Here is a 23,249-nt window from a genome sequence, read left to right as displayed (position 1 = left end):
CTGACCCCATGCCGAACTCAGAAGTGAAACGCCGTAGCGCCGATGGTAGTGTGGGGTCTCCCCATGCGAGAGTAGGGAACTGCCAGGCATCAAATAGTGAAGAAGCCCCGAACGAAAGTTCGGGGCTTTTTTACGTCTGAAATTTAGAAAACTGCTTAAGGTTTAGTACCATCCTGAAGCTAAAATTCGCACATGAAATACTCATCTCCCTAACGATTTTCCCAAATCCCACCTAAAGCTGAAACATTTTCATAAACCGCATGAAGACTCGACATTCTCGACATAACACGCTAATGTCGGGCATCTGGATGTCTAAACGTTTATACGGTTATTAGTAAGAGGTGAGCAGGTTATGCCAATCAGGATTCCCGACGAATTACCGGCAGTGAATTTTTTGCGTGATGAAAACGTCTTTGTCATGACGTCGTCGCGCGCCAGTGTTCAGGAGATCCGTCCGCTAAAAGTGCTGATTCTTAACCTGATGCCAAAGAAGATTGAGACGGAAAACCAGTTCCTGCGCCTGCTCTCAAACTCACCGTTGCAGATTGATGTGCAGCTGCTGCGCATTGATAGCCGCGAGTCGCGCAACACGCCGACAGAGCATCTGAACAACTTCTACTGCAACTTTGAAGACATCCAAAACGATAATTTCGATGGACTGATTGTGACCGGCGCGCCGCTGGGATTGGTCGATTTCAATGATGTTGCTTACTGGCCACAGATCCAGCGCGTGCTGCACTGGGCGAATGAGCACGTAACCTCCACGCTCTTTGTCTGTTGGGCGGTTCAGGCAGCACTGAACATTCTGTATGGCATCCCTAAGCAAACGCGCCAGAACAAATTGTCCGGTGTTTATGAGCACCAAATCCTGCATCCACACGCGTTACTGACGCGTGGCTTTGATGATAATTTCCTGGCCCCGCATTCACGCTATGCTGATTTCCCCAGCCAGCTGATCCGTGATTACACCGATCTTGAGCTGTTTGCCGAATCGGAATCGACAGGCGCATATCTGATGGCGAGCAAAGATAAGCGCCTGGCATTTGTCACCGGCCATCCTGAGTACGACGCATTAACGCTTTCAGGTGAATATCATCGCGATTATGATGCAGGCCTGCAGCCGGAAGTGCCATTCAATTACTTCCCACAGGACAACCCAGAACTACCGCCGCGCGCCACCTGGCGCAGCCACGGCAATCTGCTGTTCTCCAACTGGCTGAACTACTACGTTTATCAGATCACGCCGTTCGATCTGCGTCGGATGAACCCAACGCTCGAATAAATCCAATATCTCGTTTGATCCCGCCGCGCTAGCCGAAAGCTATCGCGGCTTTTTTTTGCCTTTCATTAATGGGTGGAAGTTATTGCCTTTAATTCGAGAGATTAAATTATATAAATATCAATATGATAAATAACTATAGTAATGAAAATGGAAATAGTTTTTGAAAATAAAATAAAAATCATTATGCTCTGATCTTGCAGGTTATAAAACACCCTACATCCGGATCCGATCGTTAAACGATGGATCAACCCAGGAGGCAGCCCGCATGACAGACTCGGTTATCAGCAATACGCTAACCTTCAGCCAGCCCTTTACCCACACGGAAAAGCAGCTGCTTACCCCAGAAGCGATCGACTTTGTACACGCATTAGTAGTGCGGTTCGCACCAGAGCGCGAACGTCTGCTGAAAGCACGCCAGCAAAGACAGAAGCGTTACGATCAAGGTGAGTTGCCCGGATTTGATTCGGAAACCACTTCCATTCGTGAAAATGCGTGGCAGGTTCGTCCTATTCCGCAACTGTTACAAGATCGCCGCGTGGAGATCACCGGGCCGCCAGATCGCAAAATGGTGATCAACGCGCTCAACGCCAACGTCAACGTCTTCATGGCCGATTTTGAAGATTCACTGGCGCCAACCTGGCAGAAGCTGATCGATGGACAATTAACATTGCGCGATGCGGTTAATGGCACGCTGAGCTTCACTAGTGACACCGGCAAGATCTACCAGCTGCGTGCCAATCCGGCGCTGCTGATGTGTCGGGTACGCGGTCTGCATCTGAATGAAAAGCATGTGGAGTGGCGCGATCGGGCGATTCCCGGCGGATTGTTCGACTTTGCGCTCTACTTTTTCCACAACGTTGAAGCGCTGCTGGAAAAGGGCCACGCGCCGTGGTTCTATCTGCCGAAAACCGAGCATGCCGCCGAAGTAGCGTGGTGGCGTGAGATCTTCCGCTTCAGTGAAGATCGCTTCGATCTGCCGCGCGGCAGCATCAAAGCCACGGTGTTGATCGAAACGCTGCCGGCGGTGTTCCAGATGGATGAGATCCTGTGGGAACTGCGCGATCACGTGGTGGGCCTGAATTGTGGCCGTTGGGATTACATCTTCAGCTACATCAAAACGCTGGGCCAGCATCCCGATCGCATCCTGCCGGATCGCCAGCAAATCAGCATGGATCAACCGTTCCTCGATGCCTATTCACGCCTGCTGATCAGAACCTGTCATCGCCGTGGTGCGCTGGCAATGGGCGGTATGTCAGCCCTGATTCCGAGCAAAGACGCGGAGCGCAATTTATGGGTTACGCAAAAGGTGCAAGAAGATAAAGCGCGCGAAGCGGGCAACGGTCACGACGGAACCTGGGTAGCGCATCCCGGCCTGGCAGACATCGCGATGGAGGAGTTTGACCGTCGACTGGGCGATCAACCTAATCAATTGCACATTACGCGTGAGCAGGATGCACCAATCACCGCCGAGCGTCTGCTGGCACCGTGTCGCGGCAAGCGCACCGAAGCCGGCATGCGCGCCAACATCCGCGTAGCGCTGCAATATCTGGAAGCCTGGATTAGCGGTAACGGCTGCGTACCGATTGACGGATTGATGGAAGACGCCGCCACCGCTGAAATCGCCCGCACCTCCATCTGGCAATGGATTCATCACAAGCAAATTCTCAGCGATGGCCAACCGGTGACGGTGGCGCTGTTTGAACGGCTGCTGGAGGAAGAGCTAGCCGCCTTGCAGCAAACCGTTGGCGCAGAGCGTTTCCAGCATGGACGCTTCGACGATGCCGCCGCACTAATGGCGCAAATCACCACCGATGACGAACTGGTTTCCTTCCTCACTCTGCCGGGCTACCGCCTGCTGCCTTGAACCTGGAGATATGACGATGAATCGTACGCAACAGATCAAACAACTGGAATCGAGCTGGAATGATGCGCGCTGGCAGGGAATCACTCGTCCGTACAGTGCGGAGGATGTGGTCAACTTGCGCGGTTCGGTCAATCCCGCCTGTACGCTGGCGGAGCGCGGTGCCACTAAACTCTGGTCGCTGCTGAATGGCGAATCGAGCAAAGGCTACATTAACAGCCTTGGCGCATTGACCGGCGGACAAGCCGTGCAGCAGGCGAAAGCCGGTATAGAAGCGATTTACCTCTCCGGCTGGCAAGTGGCTGCAGATGCCAACCTGGCCGGGCAGATGTATCCCGACCAATCGTTGTATCCGGTGAATTCAGTGCCGAATGTGGTAGAGCGGATTAACCAGAGCTTCCAGCGTGCCGATCAGATTCAATGGGCCAGCGGCGTATCGCCAGAAGACAATGATTTTATTGATTACTTCCTGCCAATTGTCGCCGATGCGGAGGCGGGCTTTGGCGGCGTACTCAATGCGTTCGAGCTGATGAAATCGATGATTCAGGCCGGTGCGGGCGCGGTGCATTTTGAAGACCAACTGGCGGCAGTGAAGAAGTGCGGCCACATGGGCGGCAAGGTGTTAGTCCCGACGCAGGAAGCGATTCAGAAGCTGGTGGCGGCGCGTTTGGCCGCTGACGTGATGAACGTGCCGACGGTGTTACTGGCGCGCACCGACGCGGATGCCGCCGATCTGATCACCTCAGACTGCGACCCGCGCGATGCGGCGTTTATCACCGGCGAGCGTACTTCGGAAGGCTTCTTCCGCACGCATGCCGGGATTGAACAGGCGATCAGCCGCGGACTGGCGTATGCGCCTTATGCCGACGTGCTGTGGTGCGAAACCTCGACGCCAGATCTGGAGATGGCGCAGCGCTTTGCCGACGCGATCCACGCGCAGTATCCCGGCAAACTGCTGGCCTACAACTGTTCGCCATCGTTCAACTGGAAGAAGAACCTCGACGATCGCACCATCGCGCGTTTCCAGCAGGCGCTGAGCGAAATGGGCTATCGCTTCCAGTTCATCACGCTGGCCGGGATTCACAGCATGTGGTTCAACATGTTCGACCTGGCGCACGCCTATGCGCAGGGCGAAGGCATGCGTCATTACGTGGAAAAAGTGCAGCAGCCAGAGTTTGCGGCGCGCGATAAGGGCTACACCTTCTCGTCGCATCAACAGGAAGTGGGCACCGGCTATTTTGATCGCGTCACCAACGTCATTCAGGGCGGACAATCCTCAGTGACCGCGTTGACCGGTTCCACCGAAGCCGCGCAATTCTAAAGCCGTCGTAGGGTCGCCATTCATGGCGACCGCTTACCGCTAAAGGAACGTTGCCGATGACACCGAGAGAATCGCTGATCGCCCACACCATCCTGCAAGGTTTTGACGCGCAGTATGGCCGCTTTCTGGATATTACCGCTGGCGCACAACAGCGCTTCGAGCAGGCTGACTGGCACGCGGTGCAGCAGGCCATGAAAGCGCGTATCCACCTTTACGATCACCACGTTGGCCTCGTCACCAACCAGCTGCGCATTCTCAATGACACTTCGGGTTGGGATGACGCGTTCTGGCTGCGAGTGAAAAGCCATTACGAAACCTTGCTACCCGGCTATCCGCGCCATGAAATCGCCGAAAGCTTCTTCAACTCGGTCTATTGCCGTTTGCAGGGCCACAGCCATCTGTCGCCCGAACGCCTGTTTATCTTGCCGTCACAGCCGTATGCGCCTGCACCGGTTGCCCAGCGCCCGTTGTCGCGTCTTTATCGCCCGCAACACAATTGGCAGGAAACATTGCGTCAGGTGCTGAATGACATTCCGCTGCGCTTAACGTGGCAGGATCAAACGCGCGATATCGGCTGGATTGTGCGCCATTTGCATGAGCAGTTCGGTGCCGCACAACTGGCGACGGCGACGCTGGATGTCGCCAGCGAACTGTTTTACCGCAACAAAACCGCGTGGATCGTGGCGCGCCTGCAGCTAAGCAATGGCATGGTGCCCTGTTTGCTGCCGATTCAGCGCGATGATGCTGGCCGTTTGTGGATCGATACCTGTCTCACTGATAGCGATGATGCCAGCATCGTGTTTGGCTTCGCCCGCGCCTATTTTATGGTCTACGCGCCGGTGCCCGCCGCGCTGGTGGCGTGGCTGCAACCGATTCTGCCGGGCAAAACCGTGGCTGAACGCTACATGGCGATTGGCTGTCAGAAACACGGCAAAACCGAATGCTATCGCGAATATCTGCACTATCTGGCGCACAGCCAGGAAGATTTTACCGTCGCGCCCGGTATTCGCGGCATGGTGATGATGGTGTTCACGCTGCCGGGTTTTGATCGCGTATTTAAGGTGATCAAAGACCGCTTCGCACCGCAAAAAGAGGTCACTGATGCGCAGGTGCGCGACTGCTATCGCATGGTTAAAGAGCATGATCGCGTCGGTCGCATGGCAGATACCCAGGAGTTTGAGCACTTTGCGTTACCGCGCGCGCGTATTCCGGCTGAACTGATGGCGGAGTTTGAGCGCGATATCCCGGAAAAAATCGAGCTGCGCGACGACGTGGTGATCATCCGCCATCTGTGGCTGGAACGGCGCATGGAGCCGCTCAATCTGTGGCTGGCTCAGGCCTCGCCGGAACAGCGGCAGCACGCGATTGGCGAATACGGTGATGCGATTCGTCAGCTGGCGGCGGCGAACATTTTCCCCGGCGACATGCTGTACAAAAACTTTGGCATGACGCGTCACGGCCGCGTGGTGTTTTACGATTACGACGAAATCCGCCCGATGACCGAGTTGGTGTTCCGCGATGTACCGCAGGCGCGTTATGAAGAAGATGAGCTGCAGGCCGAGCCGTGGTACAGCGTCGGGCCGGATGATGTGTTCCCGGAAACCTTCCGCTATGCGCTGTGCAGCGAACCGTCGACCGGCAAACTGCTGCAGGCGCTGCATCCGCAACTGTTTGATCCCAGCTGGTGGCGCGCGCTGCAAACGCGCATCCGTGAAGGGCATATTGAAGAGGTGATTGCGTGGCGCGCCAGCCAGCGTTTCAGCGCGCGCTATGCTTCGGTGGCCGCTTAGCGGCCAGAGTAGGTTTGGGTCACCTGTTTGGCGGCGCGGATTACCAGCGCACCGAGCTCGGTGATGCGGTCGTCGGTCATGCGCGCAATCGGGCCGGAGATCGAGATGGCGGCGAAGGGTTCGCCATGTTCGTCATAAATCGGTGCCGCGACGCAACGCAAACCCAGCGCGTGCTCTTCATCATCATGCGAAAAGCCCATCTTACGAATCAGCGCCAGATTTTCCTTCAGGCTGTGCGGCGACATCAGCGTTTTCGGCGTGTAATGATGCAATCCTTTTTGATGCAGCAGCGCGGTAACTTGCTCATCGCTGAGATGCGCCAGAAACGCTTTACCGGCGCCGGATGCATGCATCGGCAGCTTGCCGCCAATCGGCGCGGACATGCGCATCAGCTGCGTACACTGCACCTGATCGATGATCACCGCCTGATAATCACTGAGATCCAGCACTGCCAGATTCACCGTCTCACCGGCATCTTCCATCAGCTTGCGCAGTAGCGGATGCACAATTGCCAGCAGATTACGGCTCTGCAGGAAGCTACTGCCCACCACAAAAGCGTGAGAACCAATGGTCCATAAACCCAAGTCGCCCACCTGATGCACAAAACCTTGCTGCTGCATGGTGGAGAGCAGGCGATGGGTGGTGGAGTTGGGTAAACCGGCCTGTTGCGCCAGTTCGGTCAGCGCCACGCTGCCGTGGGATTCGGCAATCAGCTCTAGCAGGCGCAGGCCGCGCGTCAGAGATTGTACTTGCCCGCCGACAGGCGCGCTGGTGGGTGTCGTTGTAGCACGGGGTTTCTTGCCGCGTTTAACGGGCGCAGGGGTTGCCATAACGTCTCCAATTCGCATCAATGCTGGAAACCATTTTCGTTTTTAACTGCATTAATGCAAACGCTGACTTTCTGGTCAGACCTGTAATGGGTAATAGCTGAAAATGTCTCATCTGAGCTGACTTTTGATCACCTGCAAGTTGTGCCAGTATGTCTGGCTGGCATATTAGCCAACGCAATGACTTGGACGGGGCGAGAGTGAGCAACAAAACAGAAATGCTGCAGCAGCAGCTGGCACAACGCATTATGATTCTGGACGGTGGCATGGGCACCATGATCCAGAGTTATAAACTGAGTGAGCAGGATTTCCGTGGCAGCCGCTTTGCCGACTGGCCATCTGATTTGAAGGGCAACAACGATCTGTTGGTGCTGACCAAACCGGACGTCATCCGCGAAATCCACGATGCCTATCTCGCCGCCGGCGCGGATATTCTGGAAACCAACACCTTCAACTCCACCACCATTGCGATGGCCGATTACGCGATGGAAGCGCTGTCGGCGGAGATCAACTTCGAAGCCGCCAAGCTGGCGCGCGCCAGCGCCGATGAATGGACGGCGAAAACGCCGCATCGTCCGCGCTACGTGGCGGGCGTATTGGGCCCCACCAACCGCACCTGTTCGATCTCGCCGGACGTTAACGATCCCGCTTATCGAAACGTAACCTTCAATCAGCTGGTGGAAGCTTACCGTGAATCCACGCATGCGCTGATTGCTGGTGGTTCCGACCTGATCATGATCGAAACGGTGTTCGATACTCTGAACGCCAAAGCGGCGATCTACGCGGTGCAGGCCGAGATGGAAGCGATGGGCGTGAAGCTGCCGCTGATGATCTCCGGCACCATCACCGATGCGTCCGGTCGTACGCTTTCCGGCCAAACCACTGAAGGCTTCTATAACTCGCTGCGTCACGCCGAACCGCTGTCGTTCGGCCTCAACTGTGCGCTGGGCCCGGATGAACTGCGCCAGTATGTGGCGGAGCTGTCGCGCATTGCCGAAGGCTACGTCACCGCGCACCCGAACGCCGGCTTGCCCAACGCCTTTGGTGAATACGATCTCGATGCGGCGATTATGGCCGAGCAAATTGGCGAATGGGCGCGCGCCGGTTTCCTCAATATTATCGGCGGCTGCTGCGGCACCACGCCGGAACATATCGCGGCGATGGCGGCCGCAGTAGACGGCGTTGCGCCGCGCCAGCTGCCAGAGATTCCGGTTGCCTGTCGCTTAGCCGGTCTTGAACCGCTGAATATTCAGGCCGATTCGCTATTCGTCAACGTCGGCGAACGTACCAACGTTACCGGCTCGGCCAAGTTCAAGCGACTGATTAAAGAAGAGAAATACAACGAAGCGCTGGATGTGGCGCGCCAGCAGGTTGAGAGCGGTGCGCAGATCATCGATATCAACATGGATGAAGGGATGCTGGATGCGGAAGCGGCGATGGTGCGCTTCCTCAATCTAATCGCTGGCGAACCTGATATCGCACGCGTGCCGATTATGATCGACTCCTCGAAATGGGAAGTGATCGAGAAAGGCCTGCAGTGCATTCAGGGCAAAGGCATTGTGAACTCCATCTCGATGAAAGAGGGCGTTGAACCCTTCATCGAGCACGCGCGTAAAGTGCGTCGCTACGGCGCAGCGATGGTGGTGATGGCGTTTGATGAAGTGGGCCAGGCGGATACGCGCGCACGCAAAATCGAAATCTGTCGTCGCGCCTACAAGATCCTGACCGAAGAGGTCGGTTTCCCGCCTGAAGACATCATTTTCGATCCGAATATCTTTGCCGTAGCGACCGGCATCGAAGAACACAATAACTACGCGATGGATTTTATCGGCGCTTGTGAAGACATCAAACGCGAACTGCCGCACGCGATGATCTCCGGCGGCGTCTCCAACGTGTCGTTCTCGTTCCGTGGCAACGAACCGGTGCGCGAAGCCATTCACGCGGTGTTCCTCTATTACGCCATTCGCAACGGTATGGACATGGGCATCGTCAACGCCGGTCAGCTGGCGATTTATGACGATCTGCCTGCCGAGCTGCGCGATGCGGTGGAAGATGTGGTGTTGAACCGACGTGACGACGGCACCGAGCGCTTGCTGGAGCTGGCGGAGAAGTATCGCGGCAGCAAAAGCGATGGCGAGCAGGAGAAACAGCAAGCCGAATGGCGCAGCTGGGACGTGGTAAAGCGTCTGGAATATTCGCTGGTCAAAGGCATCACCGAATTCATCGAACTGGATACCGAAGAGGCGCGTCAGGGCTATGAACGTCCGATTCAGGTAATCGAAGGGCCGCTGATGTCCGGCATGAACGTGGTCGGCGATCTGTTCGGTGAGGGCAAAATGTTCCTGCCGCAGGTAGTGAAATCGGCACGCGTAATGAAGCAAGCGGTGGCGTATCTCGAACCCTATATCGAGGCGAGTAAAGAAGCCGGACGCAGCAACGGCAAGATCGTGCTGGCGACGGTAAAAGGCGACGTGCATGACATCGGCAAAAACATCGTCGGTGTGGTGCTGCAGTGTAACAACTACGAAATTATCGACCTTGGCGTCATGGTGCCGAGCGACAAAATCCTTAAAACCGCGATTGCCGAGAACGCCGATATAATTGGGCTTTCCGGCCTGATCACGCCGTCGCTGGATGAAATGGTCAACGTGGCGAAAGAGATGGAGCGTCAGGGATTCACCATCCCGCTGCTGATTGGCGGCGCGACCACCTCGAAAGCACATACCGCCGTGAAGATCGAACAGAACTACAGCGGCCCAACTGTCTACGTACAGAACGCCTCGCGCACCGTGGGCGTGGTGTCATCGCTGCTCTCCGAGACGCTGAAAGAGGATTTCGTGGCGCGCACGCGCAAAGAGTACGACACGGTGCGTATTCAGCACGGGCGTAAAAAACCGCGCACCCCGCCGGTGAGCCTGCAAACCGCGCGCGATAATGATTACGCCATCGACTGGGAAAGTTACACGCCGCCGGTGGCGCATCGTCTCGGCGTGAGCCCGGTCGAAGCCAGCATTGAAACGCTGCGCAATTACATCGACTGGACGCCGTTCTTTATGACCTGGTCATTGGCCGGCAAATATCCGCGCATTCTGGAAGATGAAGTGGTGGGCGAAGAGGCCAAACGCCTGTTTGCCGACGCCAACGCCATGCTCGATATGCTGAGTGAGACTGGCACGCTCAATCCACGCGGCGTGGTGGGGATTTTCCCGGCTAACCGTGTCGGCGATGACATTGAAATCTACAGCAATGAGAACCGCAATCAGGTGCTGTGCGTCAGTCATCACTTGCGTCAGCAGACCGAAAAAACCGACTTCGCCAACTACTGTTTAGCCGACTTCGTGGCACCAAAATCCAGCGGCAAAGCCGATTATCTCGGTGCGTTTGCGGTTACCGCCGGGATTGAGGAAGATGCGCTGGCCGAGGCGTACGACAAGCAGCACGATGATTACAACAAAATCATGGTGAAAGCGGTGTCGGATCGTCTGGCCGAAGCCTTTGCCGAGTATCTGCACGAGCGTGTGCGTAAGGTGATTTGGGGCTTTGCCGCCCATGAAAACCTCAGCAACGAAGAGTTGATTCGCGAGAATTATCAGGGCATTCGTCCTGCGCCGGGTTATCCGGCTTGTCCGGAACACACTGAGAAAGCGCCGATCTGGCAATTGCTGGATGTGGAAAAGCACACCGGCATGAAGCTCACCGAATCTTTCGCCATGTGGCCGGGTGCAGCGGTTTCCGGCTGGTACTTCAGCCATCCCGACAGCAAGTACTTCGCCGTGGCGCAGATTCAGCGTGATCAGGTAGAAGATTACGCGGCGCGTAAAGGCATGAGCGTCACCGAAGTCGAACGCTGGTTGGCGCCAAACCTGGGCTACGACGCGGATTAACGCATGCTGGTGGCGGTCGCCATAAATGGCGACCCTACAAAACCTGCTCCGTAAGGTCGCCATTCATGGTGACCTTCTTACATGCCCGCACAAATGAAAAAGGTCGGCATAAATGCCGACCCTACGGTTAATTCATATGAATCAATTAATTAAACCGCGCATCCCGATCTGACGTCAGGTCATACAGCTGATATTTACGACCCAGCATTTGCCCGCCGTCACGCGTCAACGGCACCCAGTTCACCTGCGCACGGCCGCGCGTTGGCGTCACGGTAAACAGATCCATTGGCACCGAGATATAGAAGCCTTTGGTAAAGGTGCCTTCGCCATACTGTTCGGCCGAAACATTGGTTTTAGTGGCATAGAAACCAACCATCACGCCGCTGTCAAAGCGCTTCGACACATCCAGCGTCACGCCTTTATCCTTCGCCAGATACTGCCCGACGCTGGTCTTCACCAACACATCCTGCATAAACCATGGACGCCAATACGCCGTCAGATTTCCGGTTGGCGCTTTGTAATCGGTGAACTGCATCATGTTGTCCCAATCACGCTGCTTCACGTAGTTGGCATCAACACCGAATGCCCAGTTGCTATCAATCGGACGATACAGCACTTCGCCGCCGACGCCGCCGTACATGGTTTCCAGATAACCGCCGTAAACCTGGCCGTAGAAACCGTTACCCAGCGCATGTATGTAGTTGGCTTGCAGATCGTTAACGTAAACGTTGTTCTCAACGTAATCACGAATGTGCGTGCGCACGCGCGGCAGCGTGGAATCCGCCGGAGCGCCGTTGTAGTTGAACTTGTCGTAGTTATTGGCGATGTTGCCAAACAAGCTGCCGCCGACCAACAGGTGATCGGTAAGCCAGTAATCGGCATTGGCCATCACACCAACCTGATACATGTAGAAGCTTTCTGGTCCACCAACCGACTGATTCAGCACCGGCGACAGGCTGTAGTTCAGACGATCTTTGCGGATAAAGAAACCTTGCTCGGTGATGCCGGGATCAACCGGATCTTCACGCGTCTGCTGCAGCGGCTGTTCATGGCCCAGCGGATAACCCGTCAGCTCGTTGTGCAGGCTGGCAACGTTGGTGCGCGTGCTGACCTGCGGCATATTAAAGCGCGACTCGGTGACGTCGATGGTATCGATGCCGGCCGGCAGGTTGTTCATAATGATGCGATTGGCGCGATCAACACCTTCGCGCGTGTCGCGATATTTGGTCTGCTCGCCTGAGACATACAGCGTGCTGCCTTTGGTCTGAATATGTGGGCCGTTCAGTCCCGCGTTGTACTTCAGATCGGTCAGCTGGTTCGCCACCACCGTTGGCTGCAACAAGTCGCCCTGCGGCTGCGGGTTGTAGGCTGGCTTCTGGCTATCGATGTGCGATTGATGCAGATCGTTGAAGTTGGTGCGCAGAGTAAAGCCGAACATAAAGGTGTTGCCGCGTTCGTAGCTGGCGTTGATGTCCGCCCAGTCGGTGATGCGATAAATCGCACCGACGTTAACCTTGCTGCGCTGCTCCAGACGACCGGCGAAATCATCCTGATAATCGTTACCTTCGTACTCCAGCTTCAGACGCAACGGCTGCCACGGCGTTTGGTATTCCACGCCGCCAAACAGTGCTGCCGGGCCGTGGAACATCTGTGAACCGTTGATGGTGCCGGTTTCGCCGCCGCCGCTGCGGCTGCAGTAGCTGTCGCTGTACGAGCAGAATGGGTTTTTGAGGGTGCCGCTGTTGCCGAGATAACCCCAGCCAATACCGAGACTGAAATCGAATGGCCCCCACGCTTTGCTGGCAACCAGATATTCACTGTCGAACAAGCCGGTGCCGCCTAAATCGCGCGAGCCAACCGCCACTTCTGGCAGCCAATAGCTCTCCTGCCACAAACGCAGCTTCACATCGAAGGCTTTATCTTTATAGCTTTGATTACCGCTAAAGCCTTCCACTGCGCTGTAACGGCGGGTACGCACGTCGGTATAGCGCACGGTGGTTTCCAGCCACGGGAACAGCTGCAGTGAGGCGGAATAGTAGCGATATTGATCGTTATCGCGGAAGTTGACGCTAAACTCGCCCTCTTTTGCCATACGCGCGGTCGGCGTCTGCATCAGGCCAACGCCACCAAAATCCGATTGCGAAGGACCTACCGGTTCAGGCCAGGTTTCCGCGTGCACCTGGCAAGCGGCGGAAACAGAAGCAGCCAACAAGCTGAGAAGTAATTGTTTTTTCATCAGTCTGGTATCCGGTGAGTCAGAACGGAAAGCATGCGCGCATTCAAATCGCTTTGGCCCCATGGCAAGCTCCATGAGGTGAAACCGAGCCAGATGATGCTGCCGGGCTCCACTTCGATATGGCGATGATTCCAGTAAGCGACCGGAACTTGCTGAGTGCTGCCGGACGGCGCAATCACCGTGGCATAGCTACGTTCCGCGCCGGAAAGACGATCGTGGCCGTCGAGGTAGTCACGCACTTCGCGGCCCGGCTGCCAGCTCTCTTTACCCGGATTGCTCAACGCGCCCAGCACCAGCACCTGCGAACGTCGCGTCAGCGTGTAGAGGTCATAGCTGCCTTGCAGCGTGCGGTTGTCCTGTGGACGCAGGCGCACGGCGTCGGGATCGAGCGAGGTGAACTGGCGACCCGTTACCTGCACCGCGCCAAGCTGGTGGATCACCGAGCCGATGGTTGCGGCTAACGACTCACCGCTGTCGGCTTGCCAGGCACGCAGATCGGCGAGCAGCTGTTTCTGCTGTTGCTGTGCTACCGCAGTCGCGCCGCGCTCGGCAATCACCGTGCCCGGCCACCAACTGCGCAGTTCAGGATGGGTGAGTAACTGGCTGAGATTCTGCGCATCGTTGATTTGCAGAGTGTTTTTTCCCTGCACATCGTGCACGGTGACTTGCGCCGCAGCCAGCGCGTGGCCAGCCGTGAGCAGCGTTAACGCTGCCAGCATTGGAGTTATTTTTTTCATGATTTCGCCGGCTTCAGAATAGTGGTTTCAACTGGGAAGGCATCGGCGGCCAGCATCTGGTTGGCCTGCAGCACCGTGCCATCGCGGTTATCGATCCAGAAGGTGTTCTGCCACTCCGCGCCCACGCTCTCCATGCGCACGGTTTCATGCCAGACGCGACACGGCACGCGTTCACCGGCGATATCCAGCACCGTATCGTCACCGCGCTCGAAACGTGAAACGGCGGTGGCGGCACGCACTTTGTCTTGCTCGCGCCACTGCACCACGCGCGTCCAGCTGGCACCGTTTTGCAGATGCAGCGCATCGGCGAGCGGATCCTGTGCCAGGTTACTGACGTCAGCGAGGTTGCTCGGTAAACCCAGGGTTTTGATCAGGCGGCCATGCTGCATCACCAGCATCGCTTTATCCTGGGTGATCCACTTCTGTTGGCCGTTCTCGTTGTAACCGAGCACCACGAAGATGCGCGGACCTTCATTGATACGGGCATAGAGGCTGGCGTAGGGCAGGTTAGCAACCTGTTCGTCGGTGACCGTGACATCATCCGGGCCGTTGACGGCCAGCATCACGGTTTGTTCGAGGCCTTTTTGCGTTTGTGTGCAGGCCTGCAACAACAGGCAAAGAAGTAGCAAAGAGAGTCGGCGCACTGTGTATCCCTGTCTAAATAAGCCAAGCAAAAAATAACCACACGGGTGTGTGGTTATGCTTAAAGGTGCTACATCAACGAGTGGTGCTCGTTGTGGTGGTTGTTGTTGTACCGGTATTTGCACCGTCACCGCCGCCAGAAGCAGCAATGCCGAGACCCACTAACGCACCGAGCGCGCCGATACCCACAGCGGTAGACGCGCCAGTTGAGATTGCTCCCGCCTGTGCGCCTGCTGCAGCACCAGCTTCTTCCGGTGCTGCAATCGCAGCGGAAGAAACGGCAACGTAAAGTAAGGCTGCACCGGCAACCATCAGTTTTTTCATAACAACGTTTCCTGCATTTATATGAATCAATGAATGTAGGATTTACCCAGATTTCGGGCGCGTTCAGTATAGGGCAACAAATTACCAGAGTTCAGCATGAGTAAAAGAGGGCAGAAACCAGGGACGTTTCTGGTGATAAATAAGGCGAATTGGCGTTAGCTGCTTTTTTTAAATGCCTTTTTTTGGGCTAATAGAATAAGTGAATGCCTGGTGATTTTTCGGCAGAATTTTTCACTTTTGCACTAATTATTGGTACGGAATGGGAATAATCGGAATTTGCTCATAAGGCTTAAATAAAAATCATATATCTATCAGAAGGATAAATTATAGGTTGGGCTAAATTAGGTCCATTTTAAAGAGGAGTATGCTGCGTCAGATTGAGGTGAATTACGAATTTCCTTACGGCATTTTAAGAATTTTCTAACCTCTTTTAAGACCGTAAATAATAACTTTAGGCGAAAGATGGCTTATTTGACATAAAAAAGGCGGCATTTACGCCGCCTTATTCACATTAGCCGGGAAATTAACGCCAGGATTTATAGCGATTAATTAAGCCATTGGTGGAGCTATCGTGGCTGCTAATTTCAGCGTCATTTTCCAGCTCTGGCAGAATACGGTTTGCCAGCTGTTTACCCAACTCAACGCCCCATTGGTCAAAGGTGAAGATGTTGAGAATCGCGCCCTGAGTGAAGATCTTGTGCTCATACAGCGCAATCAATGAACCGAGGCTGAACGGGGTGATTTCACGCAGCAGGATGGAGTTGGTTGGGCGGTTACCTTCGAACACCTTGAACGGCACGATGTGCGCGACAGATTCGGCAGATTTACCGGCATCGGTAAACTCTTTCTCTACCACGTCGCGTGACTTACCAAACGCCAGCGCTTCGGTCTGCGCGAAGAAGTTCGACAGCAGCTTCGGATGGTGATCGGTCAGCACGTTGTGGCTCAGCGCCGGTGCGATGAAGTCGCATGGAATCAGTTTGGTGCCCTGATGAATCAGCTGGTAGAACGCGTGCTGGCCGTTGGTGCCAGGCTCGCCCCAGATGATTGGACCGGTCTGGTAGTCCACCGGATTGCCTTCACGGTCAACGTATTTACCGTTGGATTCCATGTTGCCCTGCTGGAAGTAAGCAGCAAAGCGATGCATGTACTGGTCGTACGGCAGAATCGCTTCGGTTTCGGCACCAAAGAAGTTGTTGTACCAGATGCCAATCAGCGCCAGCAGCACCGGCAGGTTCTGCTCGGCAGGCGTGTTGGCGAAGTGCTTATCCATCGCATGCGCACCGCTCAGCAGCTGCTCGAAGTTCTCAAAGCCGATGGAGAGAATGATCGACAAGCCGATCGCCGACCACAGTGAATAGCGGCCGCCAACCCAATCCCAGAACTCGAACATGTTGTCGGTATCGATACCGAATTCACCCACCGCTTTACCGTTGGTCGACAGCGCTGCGAAGTGCTTCGCCACGTGCTGCTGATCGCCGGCGGTTTTCAGGAACCAGTCACGCGCGCTGTGAGCGTTGGTCATGGTTTCTTGGGTGGTGAAGGTTTTTGATGCCACGAGGAACAGCGTGGTTTCCGGGCTGAGATCTTTCAGCGTTTCGGCGATGTGCGTGCCATCGACGTTAGAAACAAAGTGCATGTTGAGGTGATTTTTGTACGGACGCAGCGCTTCGGTCACCATGAATGGGCCGAGGTCTGAACCGCCGATACCGATGTTCACCACGTCGGTGATGGCTTTACCGGTATAGCCTTTCCAGTCGCCGCTGATGATGCGCTCGGAGAAGCCTTTCATCTTCGCCAGCACCGCGTTGACTTCCGGCATCACATCTTTGCCGTCCACCACAATTGGCGTGTTGCTGCGGTTACGCAGCGCAACGTGCAGTACTGCGCGCTCTTCGGTGCGGTTGATCTTCTCGCCAGAGAACATCGATTTGATGGCGCCTGCAAGATCGGTCTCTTTAGCCAGCGCCTGTAATTTTTCGAGGGTTTCCTCGGTGATGCGGTTTTTTGAGAAATCCACCAGCATCTGGTCATCGAAAGTGGCAGAGAATTTCGCAAAACGATCGGCATCTTGCGCAAACAGGTCGGCGATTTGCACCGATTTCATCTGCTCAAAATGCTGCTGCAGCGCTTTCCAGGCAGCGGTTTGTGTCGGATTGATATTTTTCATGGCAACACTCTAGTTGAAATAAGAACCGTCATTCCATCCGGGGCATCCTGCTGGCCCGGCATCCATAGCACTCTTGCACGGGGAAGAGTATGACCACAGTTACCAGCTAAGGGAAAAAATTTGTGACCGTGGCCGCACTGTTTCAGGTAAATCCGGCAGCGATTGTCGGTGCTGCGCCAGGAGAATTCCCTGTGCCGCATCAGAAAAAAGCCGCTTTTGTCTGATTCGGACACTACTTTAGGCCGCGGTTGGCGGGCGCGTTTGTTCAACGATGCGTTTACCGAAGTGTAAAAGTGAGAAATCCTCAAAGTGCAGGGATGGACAGGGGGGAAAATAATCAGTAATTTATGCGCGCTACTTACACCTCCGGGTGTAAGCCAGAAGAGGCGCGTCGCCCAGGCAGTGTGTTTGAGGATCCGTATCCGCAGATAACACATCAGGGGGTGTGACGCCGAGGTGGGGCAACACGCGGGGTGTTGCACTGTCGGCTGCAGGGGCTGAATCCTCTGGGTTGTCACCAGAATCGTCCACAGTCGGACGGTTCGCAAGGTGAAGCGCTTTTGGTGACTTGTCTACTACTGATCTTGTCTGCCCAATTCTGCTCTTCTCTTGTGCCTAGGCTGCTACTATGTCTTCCGCCCCAAAACGGAAGAAAGATAACCTGACACGGGGTTCGTAATATGTCCCAAACTCTTATCGTGGCTAAATTTGGCGGCACCAGCGTTGCCGATTTTGATGCTATGAACCGCAGCGCAGATGTTGTGCTGTCGGATGCCAATACGCGTTTAGTGGTGCTCTCTGCCTCCGCTGGCGTCACCAATCTGCTGGTTTCCCTTGCTGAAGGCCAGGAACAAGCGCAGCGCGCTTACCTGCTGGATGAAATCCGCCGTATTCAATACGCCATCATCGATCGTCTGCAATCGCCGGATGTGATCCGCGAAGAGATTGATCGCATGCTGGAAAACATCACCATGCTGTCTGAAGCCACCTCGCTGGCGACCTCACATGCGCTGACCGACGAGCTGGTGAGCCACGGTGAGCTGATGTCGACGCTGCTGTTCGTGGAGATTCTGCGCGAGCGTCAGGTCAACAGCGAATGGTTTGACGTGCGTAAAGTGATGCGCACCAGCGATCGTTTTGGTCGCGCAGAACCGGAAGTGGCGACGCTGAAAGAGCTGGCCGCAACACAACTGCAGCCGCGCATTGCGGAAGCGCTGGTGGTAACGCAGGGCTTTATCGGTAGTGAAATCAAAGGCCGCACTACCACGCTCGGTCGTGGCGGCAGCGATTATACCGCTGCGCTGCTGGGCGAAGCGCTGCAGGCTGCACGTATTGATATCTGGACCGATGTGGCCGGTATCTACACCACCGATCCGCGCGTGGTATCCACCGCTAAACGCATCGAAGAAATTACCTTCGAAGAAGCGGCGGAAATGGCGATCTTCGGTGCCAAAGTGCTGCATCCAGCAACTCTGCTGCCAGCCGTACGCAGCGATATCCCGGTGTTTGTTGGTTCGAGCAAAGATCCGGCTGCGGGCGGTACGCGCGTCTGCAATGAAACCAAAAATCCACCGCTGTTCCGTGCGCTGGCGCTGCGTCGTAAGCAGACGCTGGTAACGTTGCACAGCCTTAATATGCTGCATGCACACGGCTTCCTTGCTGAGGTGTTTAACATCCTGGCGCGCCACAGCATCTCCGTCGATCTGGTGACCACCTCCGAAGTGAGCGTGGCGCTGACGCTGGACAGCACTGGTTCAACCACCACCGGCGACAGCTTGCTGACTCAGGCGCTGTTGACCGAGCTCTCTTCACTGTGCCGTGTTGAAGTGGAAGAGAACCTGGCGCTGGTGGCGATCATCGGCAACAACCTGTCGAAAGCCTGCGGCGTGGGTAAAGAAGTGTTCGGCGCACTTGAGCCGTTTAACCTGCGCATGATTTGCTACGGTGCCAGCAGTTATAACCTTTGCTTCCTGGTTCCAACCCCAGACGCGGAAGAGGTGGTACGCGCGCTGCATAAGAATCTTTTTGGTTCTTAAGGCAAATTTTTAGCGATATAAATCAAGCCGGACATGGTCCGGCTTTTTTATTGGTTAAATTTGTTAAACAATAATTTAAGCCCAGCGGCAGCCATACTTCCGATCCAGACATTTCTGATGAACCCCATTGTAGCTCGCGAGAACCGTCTCAAATAAGCTGGAATTGCCTAAAAATCAAACTAATCTCTCACTCAGCGGTTGCGCTTTAATCGCCGAAAACGATAATCCCGCCGCGAAAACATTAAATTATTTGAGGGAATAGATATGAAAAGATTAGTGGCTGAAACACTCGGCACCTTTGTGCTGGTTTTGGGCGGTTGTGGTAGTGCGGTTTTGGCTGCGGCTTTTCCACAGTTAGGTATTGGTTTTGCCGGTGTCGCGCTGGCATTTGGTTTGACGGTGTTGGTGATGGCATTTGCCGTCGGCCACATTTCAGGTGGCCATTTTAATCCGGCGGTCACCATCGGTTTGACGGTTGGCGGACGTTTCCCGGCGGCGCAGGTTGTGCCATACATCATCGCGCAGCTGGTCGGTGCGATTGCGGCGGCTGGCGTGCTGTATCTGATCGCCAGCGGTAAAGCCGGTTTCGATGCAGCGGCCAGCGGTTTTGCGTCGAACGGTTACGGTGAACATTCGCCGGGTGGCTTTAGCCTGCAGGCAGGCATGATCTCTGAGCTGGTACTGACCGCTGTGTTCCTGATTGTGATCATGGGTGCGACCGATAAACGTGCTCCGGCCGGTTTCGCGCCGATTGCTATCGGCCTGGCGCTGACGCTGATCCATCTGGTGAGCATTCCTGTGACCAACACCTCGGTTAACCCGGCGCGCAGTACCGGTGTGGCGATCTTCCAGGGTGGCTGGGCATTGGAACAGCTGTGGATGTTCTGGTTGTTACCGATTATAGGTGCCGCGATTGGTGGTGCGATCTACCGCTTTGTACTGGAAAAAGCAGAGTAACTTCGCCGTATTTCTGCGGATCGGCAGCAGCCGATCCGCATTTTCCCCCGCAAGCGACTTCCCGCCTTACGTCAAGATAATGAAATGTTATGATCCCGCGTCCGTCGCTGTGGTCGTTCCCTGCGCGACATTTCATCTGTGGCAATATAAAAAAATTCCTAAGGAAGTCTGGTTATGCTCGGCAAACTTACCCGCCTGTTCCCACTCTGGGCCGTGCTGCTCTCGGTCGCTGCTTATTATTCACCTACCACCTTTCTCGGCATTGGGCCGTGGGTGACCTATCTGCTGATGCTGATTATGTTCGGCATGGGCGTGACGCTAAATATTGATGATTTCAAACGTGTGCTGGTGCGCCCGGCGCCGGTGATCGCCGGTACCTTCCTGCATTATCTGGTGATGCCGCTGGCCGCGTGGGGTCTGGCAAAGCTATTCCAGATGCCACCTGATCTGGCGGCAGGCATGATTCTGGTCGGCAGCGTGGCGAGCGGTACCGCTTCTAACGTGATGATTTATCTGGCGAAGGGCGATGTGGCGTTGTCGGTGACCATCTCATCCGTGTCGGCGCTGGTGGGGGTTTTCGCCACGCCGCTGCTGACCCGATTCTACGTTGATACGCACATTCAGGTGGATGTGGTGGGCATGCTGCTCAGCATCGTGAAAATCGTGGTGATTCCGATTAGCCTCGGCCTGATTATCCATCACTCCATGAATAGCGTGGTGCGCCGCGTTGAGCCTTATCTGCCGGCGTTTTCGATGGTGTGTATTCTGCTGATCATCAGTGCGGTGGTAGCAGGCAGCCAGGGCTTTATTGGTTCCGTCGGCTTGATGGTGATTGTGGCGGTGATCCTGCATAACGCGATTGGTCTGCTGGGCGGTTATTGGGGTGGCAAGCTGTTTGGCTTCGATGAATCGACCTGCCGCACGCTGGCGCTGGAAGTGGGTATGCAGAACTCAGGTCTGGCGGCCACATTGGGCAAACTCTACTTCTCGCCGTTAGCTGCACTGCCGGGCGCGTTGTTCTCGGTGTGGCACAACCTGTCAGGTTCGCTGCTGGCCGGTTACTGGTCGGGTAAACCGATCGATAAGAAGCAGAAGTAATTGCGGTTTCCGTAAACAGCGGTCGCCATGAATGGCGACCCTACAAAACGCACCTATCTGCTGTTACAACTTCAGATACGTACGAATTCCATCCAGAAACATCTGCGTCGCCAGCATAATCAAAATCAATCCCATCAGACGCTCCAGCGCGTTTACGCCTTTGTCGCCCAGCAGGCGTAAAAACAGCCCCGACATCAGCAAAATTACCACCGTCACGCCCCACGCGATCAGCAGCGCGCCGACCAGATGCGTCATTTGGTTGGGATATTGATGCGACAACAGCATCAGCGTCGCCAGCAGCGACGGACCGGCCACCAGCGGGATCGCCAGCGGCACGAGAAACGGCTCTTCTCCGGCGGGTAAGCCGCTGGAGCTGCTCTCCTCCGAAGGGAAAATCATGCGAATGGCGATCAGGAACAGAATGATGCCGCCGGAAATCGACACGGTTTCGGTGCGCAGATTGAGAAACGCCAGAATGCGTTCACCGGCGAATAAAAACAGCAGCATCAGGATCAGCGCGATCAGCATTTCGCGCATCAGCACCACGCGGCGGCGTTTGGGTTCCAGATGCTTCAATACCGACATAAAGATCGGCAGGTTGCCCAGCGGGTCCATAATCAACAGCAGCAATATGGTCGCGGATATCATTTCAGTCATGTTGGGTTAGCCATTATTAGTTGTACTGCTGAAAAAGTTAACGCAATCGAATTAATTCACTTGCCAGAAGTGCTGCATTTTGTAGAGTTGACGGTCATAGGTAAACCTGATTATTACGCAGACTGGCACGATTATCCGGCCAGTCTTTTCCTTGCACCACACGGCCTCTTTCGAGAGCACCCGAGACGGACAGAAAATGAAGAATGTAGGTTTTATTGGTTGGCGTGGCATGGTCGGCTCAGTGCTGATGTCACGCATGAGCGAAGAACGTGATTTTGATGTCATCAATCCGGTCTTCTTCTCCACGTCACAGCTTGGTCAGGCGGCGCCGACATTCGGCGGTAAGTCGACCGGTGCGTTGCAGGATGCTTTTGATATCGAGGCGCTGAAGGCGCTGGATATTATTATCACCTGCCAGGGCGGTGATTACACCAGTGAAGTCTATCCGAAGCTGCGCGAAAGCGGCTGGCAGGGTTACTGGATTGATGCGGCTTCCACGCTGCGCATGAAAGATGACGCCATCATCATTCTCGATCCGGTTAACCACAATGTGATTCGTCAGGGTCTCGACAATGGCATCAAAACCTTTGTCGGCGGTAACTGCACCGTCAGCCTGATGCTGATGTCGCTGGGCGGCCTGTTTGCCAACGATCTGGTTGAGTGGGCGTCGGTTGCCACGTATCAGGCGGCATCGGGCGGCGGCGCGCGTCATATGCGTGAACTGCTGACACAGATGGGCATGCTGCACGATCACGTGGCGAAATCACTGCAGGATCCGGCTTCGGCGATTCTGGATATCGAACGTAGCGTGACCGATTTCACCCGCTCTGGCACCTTACCAACCGACAACTTCGGCGTACCGCTGGCGGGCAGCCTGATTCCGTGGATCGATAAGCAGCTGGATAACGGCCAGAGCCGCGAAGAGTGGAAAGGCCAGGCGGAAACCAACAAAATTCTGCGCACCAGCAATGTGATTCCGGTTGATGGCCTGTGCGTGCGCGTTGGCGCATTGCGCTGCCACAGCCAGGCATTCACCCTGAAGCTGAAGAAAGATCTGCCGCTGAGCGAAATCGAACAGCTGCTGGCTTCACATAACGAGTGGGTGAAAGTGGTGCCAAACGATCGCGAAATCACCATGCGCGAACTGACGCCAGCCGCCGTCACTGGCACCTTAACTACGCCAGTGGGCCGCCTGCGCAAACTGAACATGGGACCGGAATACCTGTCCGCCTTCACCGTGGGTGATCAGTTACTGTGGGGCGCGGCTGAACCGCTGCGTCGCATGCTGCGTCTGCTGATCGACTAAGCGCAGCGGCAAACCAGACAGGCCGGGGTTTCCCGGCCTTTTTTTAGTTACCCAGGCTGCAAAAATTCATCCAAATTGCGCCTGACAAGTGATCCGCTTCCCCTTTTTGCTCGCCCGATAA

The 23,249-nt window shown here is 55.4% G+C and carries 16 protein-coding genes, 1 rRNA gene and 1 riboswitch; of the genes, 10 read left to right on the top strand and 7 right to left on the bottom strand.

What is annotated here, in order from left to right:
• The 5 genes from rrf to aceK form a co-directional block, all read left to right on the top strand.
• A 5S ribosomal RNA gene (rrf, locus tag BM323_RS20410) occupies nt 1–88 on the top strand; the annotation flags it as partial.
• 264 nt (nt 89–352) lie between these two features.
• On the top strand, nt 353–1,282 hold the full coding sequence (gene metA / locus BM323_RS20405) for a homoserine O-acetyltransferase MetA (RefSeq protein ID WP_008109827.1): 930 nt from the start codon (nt 353–355) through the stop codon (nt 1,280–1,282).
• 265 nt (nt 1,283–1,547) lie between these two features.
• Nucleotides 1,548–3,146: a malate synthase A gene (gene aceB, locus BM323_RS20400; protein ID WP_008109830.1), complete on the top strand. Its 1,599-nt coding sequence runs from the start codon at nt 1,548–1,550 to the stop codon at nt 3,144–3,146.
• A gap of 16 nt (nt 3,147–3,162) precedes the next feature.
• Complete coding sequence (gene aceA, locus BM323_RS20395; RefSeq protein ID WP_008109833.1) at nt 3,163–4,464, top strand: isocitrate lyase; 1,302 nt, start codon at nt 3,163–3,165, stop codon at nt 4,462–4,464.
• Between the two features lie 56 nt (nt 4,465–4,520).
• Nucleotides 4,521–6,254 carry a bifunctional isocitrate dehydrogenase kinase/phosphatase gene (gene aceK, locus BM323_RS20390; RefSeq protein WP_008109835.1) on the top strand — a complete coding sequence of 578 codons (1,734 nt, stop codon included), beginning with the start codon at nt 4,521–4,523 and terminating at the stop codon, nt 6,252–6,254.
• On the opposite strand, the gene iclR is transcribed toward aceK, so the two are convergent.
• On the bottom strand, nt 6,251–7,084 hold the full coding sequence (iclR, locus tag BM323_RS20385) for a glyoxylate bypass operon transcriptional repressor IclR (RefSeq protein ID WP_008109838.1): 834 nt from the start codon (nt 7,082–7,084) through the stop codon (nt 6,251–6,253). The two genes, aceK and iclR, sit on opposite strands and share 4 nt — an antisense overlap.
• Nucleotides 7,085–7,281: 197 nt before the next feature.
• Here iclR and metH point away from each other — a divergent pair, with 197 nt between their 5' ends.
• On the top strand, nt 7,282–10,965 hold the full coding sequence (gene metH / locus BM323_RS20380; protein WP_036649970.1) for a methionine synthase: 3,684 nt from the start codon (nt 7,282–7,284) through the stop codon (nt 10,963–10,965).
• Nucleotides 10,966–11,110: 145 nt separating this feature from the next.
• Here metH and BM323_RS20375 read toward each other — a convergent pair whose 3' ends face one another.
• The 5 genes from BM323_RS20375 to pgi all read right to left on the bottom strand — a co-directional run bounded on the left by BM323_RS20375 (nt 11,111) and on the right by pgi (nt 17,074).
• On the bottom strand, nt 11,111–13,201 hold the full coding sequence (locus BM323_RS20375; RefSeq protein WP_008109842.1) for a YjbH domain-containing protein: 2,091 nt from the start codon (nt 13,199–13,201) through the stop codon (nt 11,111–11,113).
• A complete protein-coding gene (locus tag BM323_RS20370; RefSeq protein WP_008109844.1) occupies nt 13,201–13,938 on the bottom strand; it encodes a capsule biosynthesis GfcC family protein in 738 nt (245 codons plus the stop codon). Before BM323_RS20370 ends, BM323_RS20375 begins: the two co-directional genes overlap by 1 nt.
• On the bottom strand, nt 13,935–14,582 hold the full coding sequence (locus BM323_RS20365; RefSeq protein ID WP_008109845.1) for a YjbF family lipoprotein: 648 nt from the start codon (nt 14,580–14,582) through the stop codon (nt 13,935–13,937). Before BM323_RS20365 ends, BM323_RS20370 begins: the two co-directional genes overlap by 4 nt.
• A 73-nt stretch (nt 14,583–14,655) precedes the next feature.
• Nucleotides 14,656–14,904, bottom strand: a complete 249-nt coding sequence (yjbE, locus tag BM323_RS20360) for an exopolysaccharide production protein YjbE (RefSeq protein ID WP_008109848.1) — start codon at nt 14,902–14,904, stop codon at nt 14,656–14,658.
• A gap of 523 nt (nt 14,905–15,427) precedes the next feature.
• On the bottom strand, nt 15,428–17,074 hold the full coding sequence (gene pgi / locus BM323_RS20355; RefSeq protein WP_008109851.1) for a glucose-6-phosphate isomerase: 1,647 nt from the start codon (nt 17,072–17,074) through the stop codon (nt 15,428–15,430).
• Between the two features lie 373 nt (nt 17,075–17,447).
• Nucleotides 17,448–17,642, top strand: a riboswitch (Lysine riboswitch).
• Between the two features lie 112 nt (nt 17,643–17,754).
• Here pgi and lysC point away from each other — a divergent pair.
• The 3 genes from lysC to panS all read left to right on the top strand — a co-directional run bounded on the left by lysC (nt 17,755) and on the right by panS (nt 21,165).
• Nucleotides 17,755–19,110, top strand: coding sequence for a lysine-sensitive aspartokinase 3 (gene lysC / locus BM323_RS20350; RefSeq protein WP_008109853.1), 1,356 nt, complete (start codon nt 17,755–17,757; stop codon nt 19,108–19,110).
• A gap of 264 nt (nt 19,111–19,374) precedes the next feature.
• Entirely contained in the window at nt 19,375–20,067 is a 693-nt protein-coding gene (aqpZ, locus tag BM323_RS20345; RefSeq protein WP_008109855.1) for an aquaporin Z, read from the top strand.
• A gap of 174 nt (nt 20,068–20,241) precedes the next feature.
• Nucleotides 20,242–21,165, top strand: coding sequence for a ketopantoate/pantoate/pantothenate transporter PanS (gene panS, locus BM323_RS20340; RefSeq protein WP_008109856.1), 924 nt, complete (start codon nt 20,242–20,244; stop codon nt 21,163–21,165).
• A 63-nt stretch (nt 21,166–21,228) separates the two neighbouring features.
• Here panS and BM323_RS20335 read toward each other — a convergent pair whose 3' ends face one another.
• The gene (locus BM323_RS20335; RefSeq protein WP_008109858.1) at nt 21,229–21,822 is read right to left on the bottom strand and encodes a YhgN family NAAT transporter; all 594 of its coding nucleotides are present in this window, start codon (nt 21,820–21,822) and stop codon (nt 21,229–21,231) included.
• A 196-nt stretch (nt 21,823–22,018) separates the two neighbouring features.
• Between BM323_RS20335 and asd the strand changes: the two genes are divergently transcribed.
• Nucleotides 22,019–23,128, top strand: coding sequence for an aspartate-semialdehyde dehydrogenase (gene asd, locus BM323_RS20330; RefSeq protein WP_008109860.1), 1,110 nt, complete (start codon nt 22,019–22,021; stop codon nt 23,126–23,128).
• The last annotated feature ends 121 nt before the right edge of the window (nt 23,129–23,249 follow it).

The sequence above is a fragment of the Pantoea sp. YR525 genome, assembly GCF_900116775.1.
Taxonomy (GTDB): domain Bacteria; phylum Pseudomonadota; class Gammaproteobacteria; order Enterobacterales; family Enterobacteriaceae; genus Pantoea; species Pantoea symbiotica.
Note: the sequence above shows the minus strand (reverse complement) of the source record. Positions and strands in the feature narration are given on the sequence as shown.